A 17,932-nucleotide genomic window follows, 5' to 3' on the forward strand; every position below is an offset into this window, starting at 1 on the left:
TTCGGGGCCAGGTTTTCGCAACATGACCCAGTGAATCAAAAACCCCCGGCAAACGCCAGGGGTTTGTCAGCAGTCTGAAGCCGGGGTTCTACCCCGGCTTTTTCTTGCGCCCTTAGGTAACAAAGACGTGCCTATCAAGAGCCTCAAGGCGCTTTTCCGTTCGGGCCAAGCGTTGAAACCGGGCCGCGCGTCCCCATCTGCCAATCAGTGCATTGAGGGAGACAACCATGACCACCAGGACCACACTGATCGCGGCCGGATTGACGGGCCTTGCCTTGACCGGCGCAGCACATGGACAGGAAAAGAACTTCGACCTTTCAGGCTTCACCGGGGTTGATATTGCAACCGGCATCGAGGCGCGAATTACCCAAGCAGAGACGTTTTCCGTCATCGCCCGGTCCCGCAGCGCCGATGCGCTGGACAAGCTCGAACTCGAAGTGCGCGGCGGTGTTCTGGTGGCGCGGATCGAAAGCAACTTTCTCGATTTCATCCTCTCCGGCGGACTAGTCGGCATGCTCCTGAGCGGTGGCAACGCCGTATCCCTCGACATCTCCGTCCCAGCACTTGAGAGCGCATTGGCCAGTTCGGGCGCCGACATCGAACTGGTTGACATCATGTCCGACAGCCTGGAACTCGACGCCTCCAGCGGCGCCAATATCGAACTGACGGAGGCGCGGTTGCGGGCGCTGTCCGCAAGCGCCTCCAGCGGTTCGGATATCGCCCTGTCCGGCAGTGCGGAGGATATTGCGCTCAATGCCTCCAGTGGCGCCGATATCGATGCGGAGGCCCTGGAAGCCGTCTCGGGACGGATCGAGGCCTCGAGCGGTGCGGACATCGATGTCCGCATCACCCAGCAGGTGCGCGCCCGCGCCTCCAGTGGTGCCGACATCACCATCGAAGGCAATCCGCAGCAAAGGGACGTGGAGTCCTCAAGCGGCGGAGACATTCATTTCGACAACTAGTTGCAGGAAAGGGCGCCGGGTGGCGCCCTTTCCATGTCGGGGACGGAACTACTTCGACTTGGATTTAGCCACACCCTTCTGGGCCGTCACCTCTACGCGTTCACCGGCCACAACCGAGAAAGCGGTTTCGGTCTCGCTGTCATCATCGTAGCGGGTGACCACCACATAGTCGCCTTCCGGCAGCGTCGTCTGATATTCGGTGTCATAGCCGTAACCCATATCTTCCCGGTTGCCCTGAATGTCCTTTCGAGCCGAAAAGACCTGGAAAGACTTGGCCTCGGGCATGGAAAGAGCGGCCACGCCCGCGTCGATGATCACATCGACCTCGACACGTTCACCGCCGACGACGGTGAAAGGCACCTCGGCGCGCGCCGCGTTCATGCGTACCTCGGCGACATAATCGCCGGGCGTCAGCTGATACTCGTTGCCCGGGCCATAGCCGTAGCCCACCTCTTCCCGAGAGCCGTCGATTGCCTTTGCCGCCTTGTAAACGTTGACTGCCATGCCGCCATCTTCAATGGCCATGCCCTCGACATAGCTGCCATTGATGACCGCCAGGCCAACTCCGGCGACCAGATCCTTCTCGACCGTTTCGCCGGCGGCCAGGGCGAAGGTTTCGGATACCTCGCCCTGCCCGACCTTGGCCATAACCGTCACTTGGCCAGCCGGCACCTCGAACGTGCCCTCGCCATAGCCGTAGTCATCGCCGCCCTCGTAATAGACATTGAGCGCCGCACCATCGGCAACCGGCTCGCCCTCAGAGGCGTAGGCCCGCAGGATGACGATGCCGGCATTCATGACGAAATAGGGGGATGCCAGCTCTTCGGCAGTGATTTCAACGGACTGGGTCTGTTCGATCGGGCCGAAGCGCGCCAGAAGCTCGTATTCGCCCGGCTCGATCTGCTTGAGCGGTATGCCGTAGCCATAGTCAATCGTGTCGCCGCCCTGGTTGAGCTCCCAATAGACAGCATCATCATTCTCGTCGGTGAGCAGGTCACCGCCTTCAGCCAGGGTCATCTCGATCGTAAAGTTCTTTTCGAGCACAACCGGCTGCGGCGCGGGAGCCGGCTCGGGCGCTGCTTCGGGCTCAGCCTGCGCAACCTCTGCCACGGTCTGGGTCAGCGCCTCGACCAGATCATTGCCATCCTGCGCGGAGAGATATTTGCCGCCGGTGTTTTCAGCCAGGCACGCCACCTGGCGGCCTTCCTCATCCGACAGGCCAAATCCCAGCACATGCGCGGTGAAGTCGATGCCCTGCCCTTCCAACTCACCGCCGAGCGCGCACGGATCGACCTCGCAAGTTTCCAGGCCATCGGTAATCAGGATGACCGTAGCTTTCTCTTCGGTATAGCGCAGCTCTTCCGCCGCCAGGCGCACAGCATCGCTCAACGGGGTCATGCCCTTGGGATTGATGTCCCCGGCTGCCCCGGCGATGGCGGCACCGGTATTTGCCGCCGGTTCGACGAGCATTTCGATGTCGCCGCAATTGCCCTTCTCGCGGTGACCATAACTCATCAGGCCCAATTCGAGATCGGCCGGCAGTTCCGAGAGCACTTCGGAAAGGGTCTCCCGCGCAATGGTGATGCGCGCCTCGCCATCAATCTGGGCCCACATGGACCCCGACCCATCCAGGACAATGATGGCGCGTTCCGCCGCCATAACGGGAATAGCCAGCCCCAGGGCGGCAATGATCCCCAGCATGGTCTTGTGCAATAACTTCATGAATTCGCCCTCCAAGCAAAATCGTCGCCGCCACCGGCGACCGCGCCACGAAAAAGCCATGCGGTCGATGAAGCCAGCATGAACGGCAAGTTCAGACTATGTGCCAACGACAGCCCGAACGACACCTTTTTCAATCCGGGCCGGGATACCGCCCAAGCAATGCCCCATGACCAACTGACCGCCACGCCGAATGGACAGTGCCCTGGTCTATGTCATTTCCCCTCCGCGCCGTAATGACGGCCGGGCAAATGGCTAGTATGGTAGGACGTTCCTTCCCCGAGTCTTTCCCTATTTTTGGATATTGAGGATGCCCGTCGGCGTCATTCTGGCTTTTCTGGCCTATGCCAGCTTTTCGATGGCGGACGCCCTGATCAAGGCGACGGGCCCCGCCCTTTCTGTCTTCGAAATTGCCTTTTTCACCACCAGCTTTTCCATCATTCCGGCCATGCTGACCAAGCGCGGCGAGCGCTGGCGCGACATGTATCGACTGCACCATCCCTGGCTGGTGCATCTTCGCTGCCTGACGGCGATCTCGGGCACGGCCTGCGTCATGTACGCTTTCACCCATATTGCCTTTGCCGAGGTTTACGCCATTGGCTTCACCACGCCGCTCTTTGTCACCCTGCTTTCGGTGCTGCTGCTGCGCGAGCATGTGGCGCTGCACCGCTGGGTGCTGCTCTTCATCAGCTTCATGGGCGTGGTGCTGGTCATAAGGCCAGGCTTGAGGGCTTTGGAAACCGGCCACTTCGTGATGATGGCCGGGGCCGTTCTGGGCGCGCTTACCACCACCATCCTGCGGCATGTCGCACCCAAGGAGCGCCGCGTGAGCCTAGTGGGGTTGCAGGTGCTCTACTCGGCCATTGTCAACGGCGTGCTCATGGCGCCATCCTTCGTCGTGCCATCGATCGAACAACTGGCCATCCTGCTGGGAATTGGTCTGCTTGGGGGCATGGGTGGTTTGCTGATTATCCAGGCCAGCCGCCAGACCCCCGCAAATCTGATTGCGCCGGTGCAGTACAGCCAGTTGATCTGGGCCATCCTGTTCGGCGCCCTGTTCTTTGGCGAATATCCTGACTGGATCGCCATTGTGGGCATGGTCATCGTGGTCAGTGCCGGCCTGCTCAACGTCCTCAGTGAGCAGCCGCGCATCCGCTGGAAGCCACGCATCTTCTTCTTCCGCATCGGGCAGTAGCGTGCAGCGTGATCAGTAGACGATGGTGTCCCAATGATCCTGCCGCTGCAGGACGGCCGGGCCGTTCGACAAGCTGCGGTGAATGATCAGCCGTGTATGGAGATGAGCATTCGAGACGCGATTGGCGTGACCGGCACCCGGCAGTTCCATCCGCCGCCGGTCAGGCCCCAGATAGTCGGCCGTCTCGATATAGACGATGTCGTGATTGAGCTGGCCGATCAGCCGGTCCACCAGCAATTCGGCGCTGTCCGGCAGGCACAGAATGTCATCGAAGCCCATCTGCACGTAGCGCAGGAAAGTGTCGGCATCGCAATCCTGCGCCACAAGGATGATCGGCGCCAATCTGACGCGGGGCGAAGGATAACGCCGCAGCCGGGCGAGCATGTCGGCCTTCTCCGCATCTTCGGTCCCGAAATGCAAGAGGAAGAAGAGGTTGGGCACCTTGCGCCGGCCCAACTCGGCCGCATCCTGGTGATGAACAAAAAGACCGAAACCTGTTGCCTCAGCGAAATGCGCAAGACTCCTCAGTGGAGCGCCAGGACCACAGCACGCCACGGCGGCACATTCGGACAGGATAGTTGATCGTCCGCTCATCCTCGCCGACTTTCCCTACCTAAGGGACAATACTAGCGCGATTGGCAGGCCGACGAAACGCAAAGCGCCGTTCAGCATGGTAGCACGCTGAACGGCATCGCTAGAATTTTCGCTTATCTGCAGATCAAAGCAGCGCCCGGATGGCGGCGATAGCCTCGTCGGCCCTGGAGCCATCGGGCCCACCGCCCTGCGCCATGTCGGGCCGTCCACCCCCGCCTTGGCCGCCAAGAGCGGCCGTGGCGGACTTGATCAGGGTGCCCGCGGCATAGCGCTCGGTCAGATCGTCAGTCACGCCAATGGCCACCGTGCCCTTGCCGTCTTCGCCCTTGAGCACCATAACGACTACGCCAGACCCGACGCGCTTCTTTTCGGCGTCGACGACCGATTTGATGTCCTTGGCGGCGACGCCTTCCACGACCCGACCGACAAAGGTCACGCCGTTAACGGTCTCGCTCGCGCTGCCGGCTGCGCCGCCCCCGCCAAGGGCCAGCTTTTGCCGGGCGTCGGCCAGCGCCTTTTCGGCGCTCTTGAGTTGGGTCTGCAAGGCCTCGATGCGGTCCAGCACCTCGCTGGTGCCCGAACGCAGCAGGCCGGCGGCCGATGCGACAATGGCCGTATTGGTATTGCCGCGATGACGCGCTGCATTGCCGGTCAATGCCTCGATCCGGCGCACGCCGGCAGCTACGGCACCCTCGGAAACCACCGAAACCAGGCCGATATCGCCGGTGCGACGCACATGCGTGCCACCGCACAACTCGACGGACCAGCCAAGGCCGTTGCCCGTGGGCTCGCCCATGGAGACCACGCGCACCTCGTCGCCATATTTCTCGCCGAACAGCGCGCGGGCGCCAGACTCCTTGGCCTCTTCCACGCCCATCAGCCGCGTCTCGACCGGGGTGTTCTGCAACACGATGGCGTTGGCGATGTCCTCGACCTCAGCCATTTCCTGCGGCGTCATCGGCTTGGTGTGCACGAAATCGAAACGCAGGCGATCAGGCGACACCAGGGAACCCTTCTGGGCGACGTGGTCACCCAGAACGATCCGCAGCGCCTCATGCAGCAGGTGCGTGGCCGAGTGATTGGCGCGGATGGACGAGCGCCGATCGTGATCAACCACCAGCTCGACCGCCTGCCCGACCTTGAGCGTCCCTTCGCTGACCTTGACCCGGTGCGCAAAGACGCCGTGGTGCTTGCCGGTGTCGGATACCTCGGCCACCACGCCCTCGCCCTTGATGACCCCGGTATCACCGACCTGACCGCCGCTCTCACCATAGAAGGGGGTCTGGTTGACGACCACGATCCCTTCCTGGCCAGACGAGATGGACGAAACCTCCGCCCCATCGATCAGCAGCACCTTGATTTCGCCTTCTGCCGTCTCGGTCTCATAGCCAAGGAACTCGGTGGGGCCGAGCTTGTCGGCCAGTCCAAACCAGACCGTATCCGTCGCAGCCTCGCCCGAGCCGGCCCAATTCTTCCGGGCCTCCGCCTTCTGCTGGGCCATGGCCGCGTCGAACCCGGCCTGGTCGACCGAAATATTGCGCGAGCGCAGGGCGTCCTGGGTGAGGTCCAGGGGGAAACCATAGGTGTCGTAGAGCTTGAAGGCGGTGGCGCCATCCAGCACGGCACCTTCGCCCAATCCGGCCGTCTCGGCTTCCAGAATCTGCAGGCCCCGGCCCAGCGTCTTGAGGAAGCGGCCTTCCTCCAGGCGCACGGTCTCTGTGATCATGGCCTCACCGCGGCTGAGCTCCGGATAGGCCTGACCCATCTCGCGCACCAGGGTGGGCACGAGCTTGTGGATCACCGGCTCATTGGCGCCCAGCAAGGTCGCATGGCGCATGGCCCGACGCATGATGCGGCGGAGCACATAACCACGTCCTTCATTGGACGGCAGCACGCCTTCGGCAATGAGGAAGCTCATCGAGCGCAAATGGTCGGCAATCACGCGCAGGCTGCGATTGCCCGGGCCGTTGACGTCGGCATTGGTGGCATTGGCGGCCGCCCCGATCAGCGCCTTGAACAGATCGATGTCGTAATTGTCGTGCACGCCCTGCATCACGGCGGCGATACGTTCCAGTCCCATGCCGGTATCGATGGAGGGGCGTGGCAGACCCGTGCGGCTGCCATCGGCATGCTGCTCGAACTGCATGAACACCAGGTTCCAGATCTCGATCCAGCGATCGCCATCTTCCTCCGGAGAGCCGGGAGGGCCGCCCCAGATCTGGTCGCCGTGATCATAGAAGATTTCCGAGCACGGACCGCACGGACCAGTATCGCCCATCTGCCAGAAGTTCGACTTGGCGCCGAGGCGCACAATGCGGTCTTCAGACAGGCCCGCGATCTTCTTCCAGAGCTCCATGGCCTCGTCATCGTCCTGGTAGACGGTGACCATGAGCTTTTCCCGGGGCAGGCCCCAGTCCTTGGTGAGCAGGTTCCAGGCCAGCTCGATGGCGCGGTCCTTGAAGTAGTCGCCGAAGGAAAAATTCCCCAGCATCTCGAAGAAGGTGTGGTGGCGCGCGGTGAAGCCCACATTGTCCAGGTCGTTGTGCTTGCCACCGGCCCGGACGCATTTCTGCGCCGTCGCCGCTGTCGAATAGGGACGTTTTTCCACGCCGGTAAAGACGTTCTTGAACTGCACCATGCCCGCATTGGTGAACATCAGCGTCGGGTCGTTGCGCGGCACCAGCGGGCTCGAGGCGACGGCCTCGTGACCGTTCCGGGCAAAGTAACCGACAAAGCTGGAGCGAAGATCGTTTACGCTGGTCATGCAAAGGCTTTCTTGGGCGAGGACACGGACGCGTCCTTGGACGAAATTTGACGCTTTCTATCCCGCAGAACTCGGGCCTGTCCAGCATTGCGGCGCGCCGCACCCCGCCAAAAAGGCAAGAAAAAGGCACCGGAGAACCGGTGCCTCAAGCCTTGCATGGGATGGGTCAATGACGCTCAGTCATCAGTGCTGTCGGTATCGTCGCCACCATCGACCAGCAGCACTTCGCCCAACAGGCCCGAACTCTCACGCACACCCTGCTCGATAGTGGCGGCAATCTCGGGATTGTCCTTGAGGAACTGGCGGGAGTTCTCCCGGCCCTGACCCAGGCGCTGGCTGTCCCAGGAGAACCAGGCGCCGGACTTCTCGACAATGCCGGACTTGACGCCCAGATCGAGCAATTCGCCGGTCTTGGAGATGCCTTCGCCATACATGATGTCGAATTCCACCTGGCGGAACGGCGGCGCCAGCTTGTTCTTGACCACCTTGACGCGGGTCTGGTTGCCAACGACCTCTTCGCGATCCTTGATCGCGCCGATGCGGCGGATATCCAGGCGCACAGAAGCATAGAACTTGAGCGCATTGCCGCCCGTCGTCGTCTCGGGCGAGCCATACATGACGCCGATCTTCATGCGGATCTGATTGATGAAGATGACCAGGCACTTGGATTTGGAGATCGAGCTGGTGAGCTTGCGCATGGCCTGGCTCATCAGACGGGCCTGCTGACCGGGCAGACTGTCACCCATCTCCCCCTCCAGCTCGGCTCGCGGCGTCAGCGCGGCCACCGAGTCGACCACCAGAACATCGATCGCGCCCGACCGCACCAGCGTATCAGTGATTTCCAGAGCCTGCTCACCTGCGTCGGGCTGCGAGATCAGCAGATCATCGACATTGACGCCCAGCTTGCGGGCATAGACCGGGTCCAGCGCATGCTCGGCATCGACAAAGGCGCAGATACCGCCCTTGCGCTGCGCTTCGGCAATGACATGCAGCGCCAGCGTCGTCTTGCCGGAGCTTTCCGGCCCGAAGATTTCCACGATTCGACCCTTGGGCAGGCCGCCAATGCCCAGGGCAATGTCCAGCCCCAGCGACCCGGTCGAGATCGCCTCGACCTCAACGGCCTGGTTTTCGCCCAGCCGCATGATCGAGCCCTTGCCGAAATTCCGCTCGATCTGGCTCAGCGCCGCCGCAAGAGCCTTGTCCTTATCCATCGATCCACCCTCAACGACGCGAAGCGGCGAAGCTGCCATGTTGCTGTCTCCTTATTTCACGCTCCCGGAGCCCATGCAACGAGAGGTGGCTGATGTTGGCTGTGTTCTATTCGTGCTTTATTTGTTCTCATTTTGTTTCAGCACCGTCAAGAGACAAAATGAGAACATCGCGATTTCACATCGGAGACGCTTCCACCCCGGAGATAAGGCGATTCTGCTGCCCGGTCAGTCGCCGTAAAAAAGTATGATTTTTGACTGGACAGTTGGCCCCGGGGCACGTTTTATGCCGCCAATTGCCAACCGGGGACCGCTCATGCACCTGATCCAATATTATGATGACAAGGGAAACCGCGCCGTCGGCGTGACCAATGACGGGCAGACCCGGCAGGTCAAGGGCGTGACCAGCGTCTATGAATTGGTTCAGGGCGCGTTCTCTACCGTCGGCGGCTTGCCGGCCGCGGTCGAGGCTCGCGGCGTTGGCGAGACGATCGACAAGCAATTGCTCGCCAAGGAGGGGCGCCTGCTCGCTCCGATCGACCATCCCGATCCGGCCCATCTGCATGTGACGGGCACGGGCCTGACCCATCTGGGGTCTGCGGCCACCCGCGACGCCATGCACAAGACCAACGGCGAAAAGCCGGCTGGCGAATTGACCGACAGCATGAAGATGTTCCGCATGGGGCTGGAAAACGGCAAGCCCGCGCCCGGCGAAAAGGGCGTGCAGCCTGAATGGTTCTACAAGGGCAACGGCCATATCGTGGTCAATCCGGGACAGGCCATCCCCTCCCCCTCCTTCGCACTCGATGCCGGCGAGGAGCCGGAAATCGCCGGTATTTATGTCATCGACCCTGAAGGCCGCCCGCGCCGCCTGGGCTTTGCACTGGGCAATGAGTTCTCCGATCACGTCACCGAGCGGATCAACTATCTCTACCTGGCCCATTCCAAGCTACGCGCCTGCTCCTTTGGGCCCGAACTGCGCGTCGGTGATCTGCCACGGCACATTGAGGGCATGTCGCGCATCTTCCGCGATGGCCAGGTGCTATGGGAAAAACCCTTCCTCAGTGGCGAGGACAATATGAGCCACACCATCGCCAATCTGGAATACCACCACTTCAAATATGACCTGTTCTGCCAGCCTGGCGATGTGCACGTGCACATGTTCGGCACTGCGACACTGAGCTTCGCCGACGGCATCTCGACCAAGCCCGACGACGTCTTTGAAATCGAGGAAAGCCAGTTCGGACTGGCCCTGCGCAATCCGGTGCGGGTGGAAGAGGAAAAGCCGGTGGTGATCGGCGGGCTCTACTAGACCTGCCACAACCCCTGCATTCCTTGACCTTCGTCAAGCAGAACGGGACCAACGCTCATAGGCTCTCCGGAAACTTCCGGAGAGCTGACCATGGATATTTTCTGGCTGTATTCGGGCTTCGCGATCGTCCTTTTCGCCATATTGGCGGGGGTCGCTCTTATCGTGCTGGCGGCACGCAAGCGAAAAGAATAGCCGGCGCGGGCCTTTATGCGCCCCGCAAGGCTTCCTGCTTTACTCGGATCAACTAACATGTCAGTTATCGCCCAGGCTTACGGGAGGATGACATGACCACACGCAGCTTCGAGAAACGCCGGGTTGCCCAGACCGATCTGGCGATGACGACACTGGGTCTGGGCGGCGCCAGCCTGGCCGGCATCTTCTCGGCGGTTCCGGCCGATCAGGCTCGCGCCACCGTGCGTCATGCCCTGAGCGCCGGAATCAATTATGTCGATACCGCCCCCCAATATGGCCTGGGGCGTTCCGAGCACCTGGTGGGCGAAGTGGTCCGCGAGGCCAGCCCGCGCCCCATCATATCCACCAAGGTCGGACGACAGCTGCGGCCGGTGGACCCGGCCGTGCAGGACAAGGGGAACTGGGTCGATCCGCTGCCCTTCGACCAGGTCTATAACTATTCCTATGACGGAGTCATGCGGTCGCATGAAGACAGCCTGCAACGGCTGGGGCTGGAGCGGGTCGATATCCTCTATGTGCACGATATCGGCGCCATGACCCATGGCGTAGAGGGCAATAAGCCACTTTGGAACCAGCTCGCCACGGGTGGTTACAAGGCTCTGCGCGAATTGCGTGACAGCGGCGCAGTCAAGGCCATCGGCCTGGGGGTCAATGAGTGGCAGGTGTGCATGGACGCTTTCGACCTCGGCGACTGGGACGTGTTCCTGCTGGCTGGCCGCTATACCCTGCTCGAACAGACAGCCCTGGCGCCTTTCATGACCACCTGCATCGAGCGCAAGGCCTCCGTGGTGGTCGGCGGCCCGTTCAATTCCGGCATTCTGGTGGGTGGTGACAAGTTCAACTATGCCAAGGCGCCGGATGATGTGGTCGCCCGCGTCCGCGCCATCGAGGCGGTCTGCAAATCGTTCAACGTGCCCCTGCCCGCCGCCGCGCTGCAATTCCCCCTCACCCACCCGGCCGTTTGCAATGTCTTGCCCGGCCCGCGTTCGCCAGAAGAACTCGATGGCATTCTGGGCTGGTGGGACGTCAAGATCCCGAAAGCGCTCTGGTCAACCCTGGCCGAAGAAGGCCTGCTTGCCGAGGGCACGCCAATTCCCGGCGGCGCCGCTTGACGGTTTTCGCTCCCACTGGATATAACTGTCTGGTTCTGTAACCGGACTGTTCTGCATGGCTGATACCGCACGTCTCGATGCCACCTTTCACGCCCTGTCCGATCCCACGCGACGGGCCATACTGGCGCGGCTTGCGGCCGAGGGCGATGTGACGGTGATGGAGCTTGCAGAACCGTTCGACATGAGCCAGCCTGCCATTTCCAAGCATCTCAAGGTGCTGGAGAAGGCCGGGCTGGTCTCGCGCGGCCGCGACGCCCAGAAGCGCCCGGTCCACCTTGAGGCACAGCCCCTGGCCGAAGCCACCGGCTGGCTGATCGAATACCGCAAGTACTGGTCGGCGCAGTTTGGGCGGCTCGACGACCTGCTGGATGAACTGCAGCGCCTGGAGGCAGCAGCGGGCAAGAACTAGGAGCATTTCCGATGCGATATGGCGATCCCCTCTCAGTCACCACACCCACGGACACCCAAATCGTCATCGAGCGCGGTTTCGTGGCACCGCCGCATCTGGTCTATGCCTGCTATACGCAACCCAGCCTCATTCGCCGCTGGCTTACCGGCCCTGAGGGCTGGACCATGCCGGTCTGTACCTATGACGCACGCGTCGGCGGCTCCTATCGCTTCGAGTGGCATGGGCCGGACAACGGCTTCCTCGCCCTGTCGGGCGACATCGATCAGATAGAGGCCATCCGCTATATCGACAGCCAGGAAGTCTTCGACGGCGGCGTCATGGGGCCAGCCTATCGCGCCGAACTGAGCATCGCGCAGGAGGAACAGGGCACCAAACTGGTCAACACCCTGACCTATACTTCGCTGGCCCATCGCGACATGGTCGCTTCGACGGGCATGGCCGAGGGCATGGAGATGAGTTTTCAGAGCTTGGATCGCTTGCTGGCCAGCGTGCCGGGGTGAAACGCACCTCTTCCCGCGGAATCATCAGTTCAGATCAATCGCATAAGCCTTTAGAAATTCGAACGGAATGAGATCCAGCACCCGCTGGTTGGTGCTCCGCAGGAACACGCGCGGCGCCTTACCGGCATTATGGGCCTGCGCCCAGCGGGCCGCGACCAGACACCATTGATCGCCGGCAACCAGGCCCGGGAAATTGAATTCCGGCCGCGGTGTCGACAAGTCGTTGCCGACGCTGGCCGAATAGGCGAGGAAATCGTCGGACGCCAATATGCAAACCAGATGCACCGCCTGCCCTTCCGGGCCTGCCGCGCAATAGCCCGAGCGGAAATAGCCGGTTAGCGGGTCGTGCGAACAGGGCTGCAGCGGCTCGCCCAATACATTCAGTTCTGACTGGCCTTCGATGCGTGGCACAGCGGTCATGAACGACCTCAACTCCCTTGGGTGAGACACCCCACCCTTGATCCCACCCCACAGGGGGAGGGAGACGATGAACACCGGCGCCTGGCCCCTGCGCCTCCCTCCCCTTGATGGGGAGGGAATGAGGGGGGTAACAGCATCACGTGCTGAACATACTCGCCCCCACCAGAAGCGAGTGTCTCACTTGGCCCGACAAGAAGCGAGTGTCTCACTTGGCCCGACAATTGGCTACTCGCCCTTGTCCATCCGCCGCAGCACTTCCTTGACCTTGGAGTTGATCTGGTCGAGCGAATAGGGTTTGGGCAGGAAGTCGACGCTCTGATCGTCCTCGATGTCGCGGCGCACGCTTTCCTCGGCATAGCCTGAAACGAAGATGATCTTGAGCTTGGGCATCTTGTCCCGAATGACCTTGAGCATGGTCGGTCCATCCATTTCCGGCATCACGACGTCGGAAATAATGAGATCGACTTGGTAGTCTAGGTCTTCAAGCACTTCGAGCGCTTCCTCGCCCCCGTCCGCCTCGAAAACTTCGTATCCGGTCGCCCGCAGGGCGCGAGCGGAGAAGGCGCGCACGCTTTCCTCGTCCTCGACCAAAAGGATGCGCTCGTGACCGGTTAGGTCCTTGGCAGGGGCCGCCGCTGCAGCGGCCTTGGCAGCCGATTCCTCGGCAGTCGGCACATAGCGGGGCAGGAAAATCTTGAAGGTCGTACCCACGCCCACCGTCGAGACCGGATAGATGAAGCCCTCGGTCTGCTTGACAATGCCATAGACCGTCGAAAGCCCCAGGCCGGTGCCCTTGCCCAGCTCCTTGGTAGTGAAGAAGGGTTCGAAGATCTTGGCCAGCACCTCCGGGCTCATGCCGGTGCCGGTATCCTCAACATCGATCAGCACATAGTCCGCCGCTACCATGCCCTCAAACCTCAGGCTCTCGCTCTCCGCTTTGGTGACATTGGCAGTCCGCAGGGTGATCGAGCCGCCATTGGGCATGGCGTCGCGCGCATTGACCACCAGATTGATGATGACCTGTTCGAGCTGCACCACATCGGCGCGCACCGGCCAGATATTGCGGCCATGCTCGACCGTGAGATTATTCTTCTCGCCGATCATGCGCTTCAGGAGCACCGTCAGGTCATCAACAATCAGTGGCAGTTCAAGCACCTGCGGCCTGAGTGTCTGGCGGCGCGAGAAGGCCAGCAACTGCCGCGTGAGGCCAGCCGCACGATTGGCGTTCTGCTTGATCTGCATCAGCTCGTTGAACGAAGGATCGCCGGGCTTGTGCTTGAGCAGCAACAGGTCGGAGAAGCCGATAATGGCGGTGAGCAGGTTGTTGAAATCGTGGGCCACACCACCCGCCAGTTGACCGACAGCCTGCATCTTCTGGCTCTGCGCGAACTGGGCTTCCAGTTTGCGTTGGTCGGTCATGTCCAGCGCATAGACATTGACCTGCTCGGGCGAGCCGGCGCTGACCTCGGAGGCCGAAATGTAGAGGCGGACGGCATGATCGCCCTCGACGCTGAGGGCGGCATCGACCGGCGCAACCTCGGAGCGTTGCGCCATGGCGTCGGCCAACGCCTTGTCGAGCTTGTCACGGCTGCCTTCGCCGATCAGCGCGCTCAGCGGCTGCAGTTCCAGGCTCTTGTCCTCGCCCGACCAATGGAAAATGCGCCCGAACGGCGCATTGGTCCGAACGATCCGCCCCTGGGCGTCCAGCGTGGCGATCGCAAATGGGGTGTCGTTAAAAAATCGCGAGAATCGGACTTCGGCGGCCCGCAATTCCTCTTCCGTGTCCGGCGCGCTCGACATGTCGAGCACCAGGGTCCGGGTCTCGCCCAACTCCCCATCGGCCAGCCGCGCAGCGCGATGCAGCAGGCGCACCGGCAGGGCCGTACCATTGCGGCGGACAAGGTCGATATCGATGATTTCGGTGCGGATTTCCCCGTCACCCCTGCCCCGCATCAGCAGCGAAGCGCCATCGCCGCGCACAATGTCGGTGAGCGTCAATTGCCCGGCATTGAACTCGGCCAGGTCGTAGCCAAGCCAATCGGCCAGGGTCGAGTTGAGATATTGAATATGGCCATGCGCGTCGGCGGAGAAGAAGCCTGAGGGCGAATGATCGAGATAGTCGATGGCGCGCTGCAGGTCGCGAAAGGCCGTCTCGTTGTTCTCGCGGTCGCGGGTGATGTCCTCGACCGACCACGCCACCAATGGCTTCCGGCTGTCCTCGGTCTGCGGCAGCGGCCGCACCGACACGCGATACCAGAATACCCGGCCGGCCTCGGATTGCGATCCACCCAGCCCGCCAGGCACGCGAATGTCCTCGATGGCGCTGCGCCCGTCGCGCGCTGCCTTGGACAGCCTGTAGATCGCCTCGCCTGCATCGGCATAACCCGAAAACAGGCGGGGAACGCCAACCGGTACGCCATTGGTCATGGCGCCGGGAAAGCCGCCATAGTGCTGATTGACATAGGTGATCTTGCCCTCGCGATCGGCAATCACGGCGCCGAAGGGCAGGCTGTCGACCACCGCGTGGCTGAGGGTCCGCCGGTCTTCGCTGGCAGCAAATCGGAACAGCCCGGCAGCCAGCCCGAACAGGAAGAACACACCTGCCACGGATAACAGGCCGACAAAGGTCATGACCAGTTCGGGCGGAATGCGATCGCCGAACAGCGAGAAGGCGATAGCGACCGAAACCAGCACCGCGGCCAGCAAGGCCACACGCCACAGCCCTGCGCCACCCCGCCCTGAATTCAGGACCGGTTCGGGATAGCTGTCCTCGCCGAGCGGCGTCGATGCCATGGGGTTCTGCTCCAGAGCGCTGCGTAGCGTCCCGAATCGGGACATGGGAAAAGGTCTAGCAAATGGACCGGCCCGGCGGGAGGCCGAAGGGGCGTTTTGCCGTGGATGGAGGCACCTTCGCCACTACGCACTCGGCCGCCAGCCGCCGCCAGGCTTCTTGAGACGCATCACGAAGCCGATGACTTCGGCCACCGCCTTGAAGTGCTCGGTCGGTATCGTCTCGTCGATATCCACAGAGGCGAACAGAGCACGTGCGAGTGGCGGATTTTCGACAATCGGGACATCGTGATCCTTGGCCAGTTCACGAATGCGGAAAGCCACCGCATCGGCGCCCTTGGCGACACATTTGGGCGCGGCCATGCCCTTGTCGTATTTCAGCGCCACCGCGAAGTGGGTCGGGTTGGTAATGACCACGGTCGCGTCGGGAACGGCGGCCATCATGCGTTTGCGCGCACGGTCCTGGCGCAATTGGCGGATGCGACCCTTAACATGCGGGTCGCCTTCCATCTGCTTGTATTCTTCGCGCGTCTCCTGAACGGTCATCATTTGCCGCTTCCACCATTTCTGGCGGACATAAAAATAGTCCGCAGCCGCGATGGCCGTGATCACCGCCAGCACGGCGGCAAAGATCTTGATCCCGATCTCCTGGAAATCCATCAGGATCATGATCGGGTCGGCCGTCATCATGGTATCGAGCCGGTCACGCTCGGGCCAGCAAATGGCAACCACAATGGCCCCAACCACGGCGATCTTGACCAGGCCCTTGCCGAAATTGACCAGGGCGTCGGTCGAGAACAGGCGCTTGAAGCCGCCGATCGGCGAGACCTTGGAGAGCTTGGGTTTTATGGGGTCCAGCGACCAGACCAGACGGTGCTGCACCAAATTGGCAAGGATGCCGCACACCATCAGCACCGCAAGGGGTATCAGCACCAGCCCGATCATGGCCAGCGCCAGTCCGTTGAAGAAGTCGGCAAAGCCGGCGCCTTCCACATCGAACTGGTCGGCATTCATGAAGATCAGGCTCAGCGACTGGCTCAATTGGGTGCTGATCCAGGGGGACAGCATGGCAAAGACGATGCCTGAACCCATCAGCATGAACCAGGTCGTCACCTCCTGGCTCTTGGCCACATCGCCCTTCTTGTGCGCGTCCTCGAGCTTTTTCTGGGAAGGGTCTTCTGTTTTGGAGTCCTGATCGGGGGCCTCATCCGACATAGGTTAGCCCCTCCACATCGCAAGGTGATTTTCGAAGGCGGCGATGTACCAGCCCATCATCATCACCAGGAGGATCGCAAACAGCAGCAGGCCGACGATGATGTTGGCCGGCATCAGGATGAAATAGACCTGCAATTGCGGCATCAGCCGCGCCAGGATGCCGGCGCCAAGATTGAAGACGAGACCGAAGACGATAAAGGGCGCTGACATCTGCACGCCGACCGCAAAGGCCCCGCTGACCGTGCGCACCGCCAGTTGCATCGCGTCCTCGAACATCAGTGGATCCGTCGGGGAGAACACCATGTAGCTGTCATAGATCGCCGCCAGCGCCATATGGTGCAAATCGGTGGCGAAGATGAGGGTGATGCCCAGGAAAGACAGGAAGCTCGAGAACACTGCACCCTGCACGCCCATCTGGGTCGGATCGGCCGCGAGAGCACCGGACAGGCCGGTCTGAAAGGCGACGATGGTGCCGGCCACCTGCGTGGCCATGACCGTGATCCGCACGATTGCCCCGATGATCAGCCCCACAGCAAGCTCATGGGCCAGCAGCCCCACCATGCCGGCCAGATCAGACGGCATGGCCGGGATGACCCCGCTGAGCAGCGGGTAGACCACCAGCGTAAAGGCGAGCGCGAAGCTGAGGCGCATGCGGACCGGGATGGTCTGCTCGCCCAGCGCCGGCATCAGCATCAGCAGTGCCGCAATGCGCGCGAACAGAATGATGTAGGTAAAGGCGGTCGCGGGGAGCCAGTCGAGGCTGATCGTCACGTCAGCCGCCCACGATGATCATGTCCACCACCCGGTCCATATAGCCGGCCATGGTCGCCCCGAGGAAAGGCAGGGTGATCAGCATGGTGATGAAGATGGCAATGATCTTGGGCACAAAGACCAGGGTCATTTCCTGGATCTGCGTCAAAGCCTGGAACAGCGCAATCACCACGCCGACGACCAGCCCGACCAGCATCATCGGCATCGAGACGATGATCAGCGTCCAGATCCCCTGGCTGGCAATATCGAGCACTTCTGCGCCGGTCATGGCTTAGCTTTCCGGTGGAATCACCCGTTTAGACTACACCTCCAGCCCCACCATTCCATCGTCATCACCCGGCTTGACCGGGTGATCCACCACTTCCTCGCATGGATTGCCCGGTCAAGCCGGGCAATGACGACCAAGCATAGGCCGTAGCACGAAGCCGATCAGATCGGCATCCGCATGATTTCTTCATAGGCCGAGATCACCCTGTCGCGGATGGTGACCATGCTCTCGATGGCCATCTCGGTCTCACTGAGCGCGGTGACCATGTCCACCACATTGGCCTTGCCACTGACCATGTCGAGCGCCATCTGGTCGGCGGCCTTACCCTGGTCAACGACACCCTGAACGTTCTGCGCGAGGATTTCGGCGAAATTCCCACCCGCCGGGGAGGCGTTGGCAGTGATGTCCGCTTGCGGCCTGGCAGCCTGGTTGATCAGGCGGCTGGCATTGCCATAGGCGGCAGCGGCGGCGTTGAATGGGGTATTTGTGACGGCCATGGTG

General features: G+C 61.8%; 16 protein-coding genes. 6 read left to right on the top strand and 10 right to left on the bottom strand.

The genetic code is table 11. The annotated features are described in order from the left end of the window. The first annotated feature begins 227 nt into the window (after window positions 1-227). Window positions 228-962 carry a DUF2807 domain-containing protein gene (locus QZ564_RS11315; protein WP_297109509.1) on the top strand — a complete coding sequence of 245 codons (735 nt, stop codon included), beginning with the start codon at window positions 228-230 and terminating at the stop codon, window positions 960-962. 48 nt (window positions 963-1,010) lie between these two features. Here QZ564_RS11315 and QZ564_RS11320 read toward each other — a convergent pair whose 3' ends face one another. Then, entirely contained in the window at window positions 1,011-2,684 is a 1,674-nt protein-coding gene (locus QZ564_RS11320) for a VWA domain-containing protein (protein WP_297109512.1), read from the bottom strand. A gap of 307 nt (window positions 2,685-2,991) precedes the next feature. Here QZ564_RS11320 and QZ564_RS11325 point away from each other — a divergent pair, with 307 nt between their 5' ends. Then, entirely contained in the window at window positions 2,992-3,876 is an 885-nt protein-coding gene (locus QZ564_RS11325) for a DMT family transporter (protein WP_297109515.1), read from the top strand. 12 nt (window positions 3,877-3,888) lie between these two features. Here QZ564_RS11325 and QZ564_RS11330 read toward each other — a convergent pair whose 3' ends face one another. From QZ564_RS11330 to recA, 3 genes are all read right to left on the bottom strand, one after another. Continuing rightward, window positions 3,889-4,332 (bottom strand): hypothetical protein, encoded by a 444-nt coding sequence (locus QZ564_RS11330; protein ID WP_297109518.1) that lies wholly within the window; start codon window positions 4,330-4,332, stop codon window positions 3,889-3,891. Window positions 4,333-4,594: 262 nt separating this feature from the next. After that, window positions 4,595-7,234 (bottom strand): alanine--tRNA ligase, encoded by a 2,640-nt coding sequence (alaS, locus tag QZ564_RS11335; RefSeq protein ID WP_297109522.1) that lies wholly within the window; start codon window positions 7,232-7,234, stop codon window positions 4,595-4,597. Between the two features lie 176 nt (window positions 7,235-7,410). Beyond that, window positions 7,411-8,484, bottom strand: a complete 1,074-nt coding sequence (gene recA, locus QZ564_RS11340) for a recombinase RecA (RefSeq protein ID WP_297109525.1) — start codon at window positions 8,482-8,484, stop codon at window positions 7,411-7,413. Window positions 8,485-8,758: 274 nt separating this feature from the next. Between recA and araD1 the strand changes: the two genes are divergently transcribed. The 4 genes from araD1 (at window position 8,759) to QZ564_RS11360 (ending at window position 11,967) form a co-directional block, all read left to right on the top strand. Beyond that, window positions 8,759-9,754 (top strand): AraD1 family protein, encoded by a 996-nt coding sequence (gene araD1 / locus QZ564_RS11345; protein ID WP_297109528.1) that lies wholly within the window; start codon window positions 8,759-8,761, stop codon window positions 9,752-9,754. Window positions 9,755-10,038: 284 nt separating this feature from the next. Further along, window positions 10,039-11,058, top strand: coding sequence for an aldo/keto reductase (locus QZ564_RS11350; RefSeq protein WP_297109531.1), 1,020 nt, complete (start codon window positions 10,039-10,041; stop codon window positions 11,056-11,058). Window positions 11,059-11,113: 55 nt separating this feature from the next. Continuing rightward, on the top strand, window positions 11,114-11,467 hold the full coding sequence (locus tag QZ564_RS11355; protein WP_297109534.1) for a metalloregulator ArsR/SmtB family transcription factor: 354 nt from the start codon (window positions 11,114-11,116) through the stop codon (window positions 11,465-11,467). 11 nt (window positions 11,468-11,478) lie between these two features. After that, window positions 11,479-11,967: an SRPBCC domain-containing protein gene (locus QZ564_RS11360; protein WP_297109537.1), complete on the top strand. Its 489-nt coding sequence runs from the start codon at window positions 11,479-11,481 to the stop codon at window positions 11,965-11,967. Between the two features lie 24 nt (window positions 11,968-11,991). Here QZ564_RS11360 and QZ564_RS11365 read toward each other — a convergent pair whose 3' ends face one another. The 6 genes from QZ564_RS11365 to QZ564_RS11390 all read right to left on the bottom strand — a co-directional run bounded on the left by QZ564_RS11365 (window position 11,992) and on the right by QZ564_RS11390 (window position 17,928). Continuing rightward, on the bottom strand, window positions 11,992-12,387 hold the full coding sequence (locus tag QZ564_RS11365; protein ID WP_297109540.1) for a DUF2237 domain-containing protein: 396 nt from the start codon (window positions 12,385-12,387) through the stop codon (window positions 11,992-11,994). Window positions 12,388-12,612: 225 nt separating this feature from the next. Beyond that, complete coding sequence (cckA, locus tag QZ564_RS11370) at window positions 12,613-15,225, bottom strand: cell cycle histidine kinase CckA (protein ID WP_297109542.1); 2,613 nt, start codon at window positions 15,223-15,225, stop codon at window positions 12,613-12,615. 78 nt (window positions 15,226-15,303) lie between these two features. Beyond that, complete coding sequence (gene flhB / locus QZ564_RS11375; RefSeq protein ID WP_297109546.1) at window positions 15,304-16,392, bottom strand: flagellar biosynthesis protein FlhB; 1,089 nt, start codon at window positions 16,390-16,392, stop codon at window positions 15,304-15,306. Between the two features lie 3 nt (window positions 16,393-16,395). Further along, window positions 16,396-17,163: a flagellar biosynthetic protein FliR gene (gene fliR, locus QZ564_RS11380; RefSeq protein WP_297109549.1), complete on the bottom strand. Its 768-nt coding sequence runs from the start codon at window positions 17,161-17,163 to the stop codon at window positions 16,396-16,398. Between the two features lies 1 nt (window position 17,164). After that, window positions 17,165-17,431 carry a flagellar biosynthesis protein FliQ gene (gene fliQ / locus QZ564_RS11385; protein WP_297109552.1) on the bottom strand — a complete coding sequence of 89 codons (267 nt, stop codon included), beginning with the start codon at window positions 17,429-17,431 and terminating at the stop codon, window positions 17,165-17,167. Window positions 17,432-17,592: 161 nt separating this feature from the next. Then, a complete protein-coding gene (locus tag QZ564_RS11390; RefSeq protein WP_297109554.1) occupies window positions 17,593-17,928 on the bottom strand; it encodes a flagellar hook-basal body complex protein FliE in 336 nt (111 codons plus the stop codon). Window positions 17,929-17,932: the final 4 nt, after the last annotated feature.

The sequence above is a fragment of the uncultured Devosia sp. genome, assembly GCF_913055165.1.
In the GTDB taxonomy this organism is placed as follows: Bacteria; Pseudomonadota; Alphaproteobacteria; order Rhizobiales; family Devosiaceae; genus Devosia.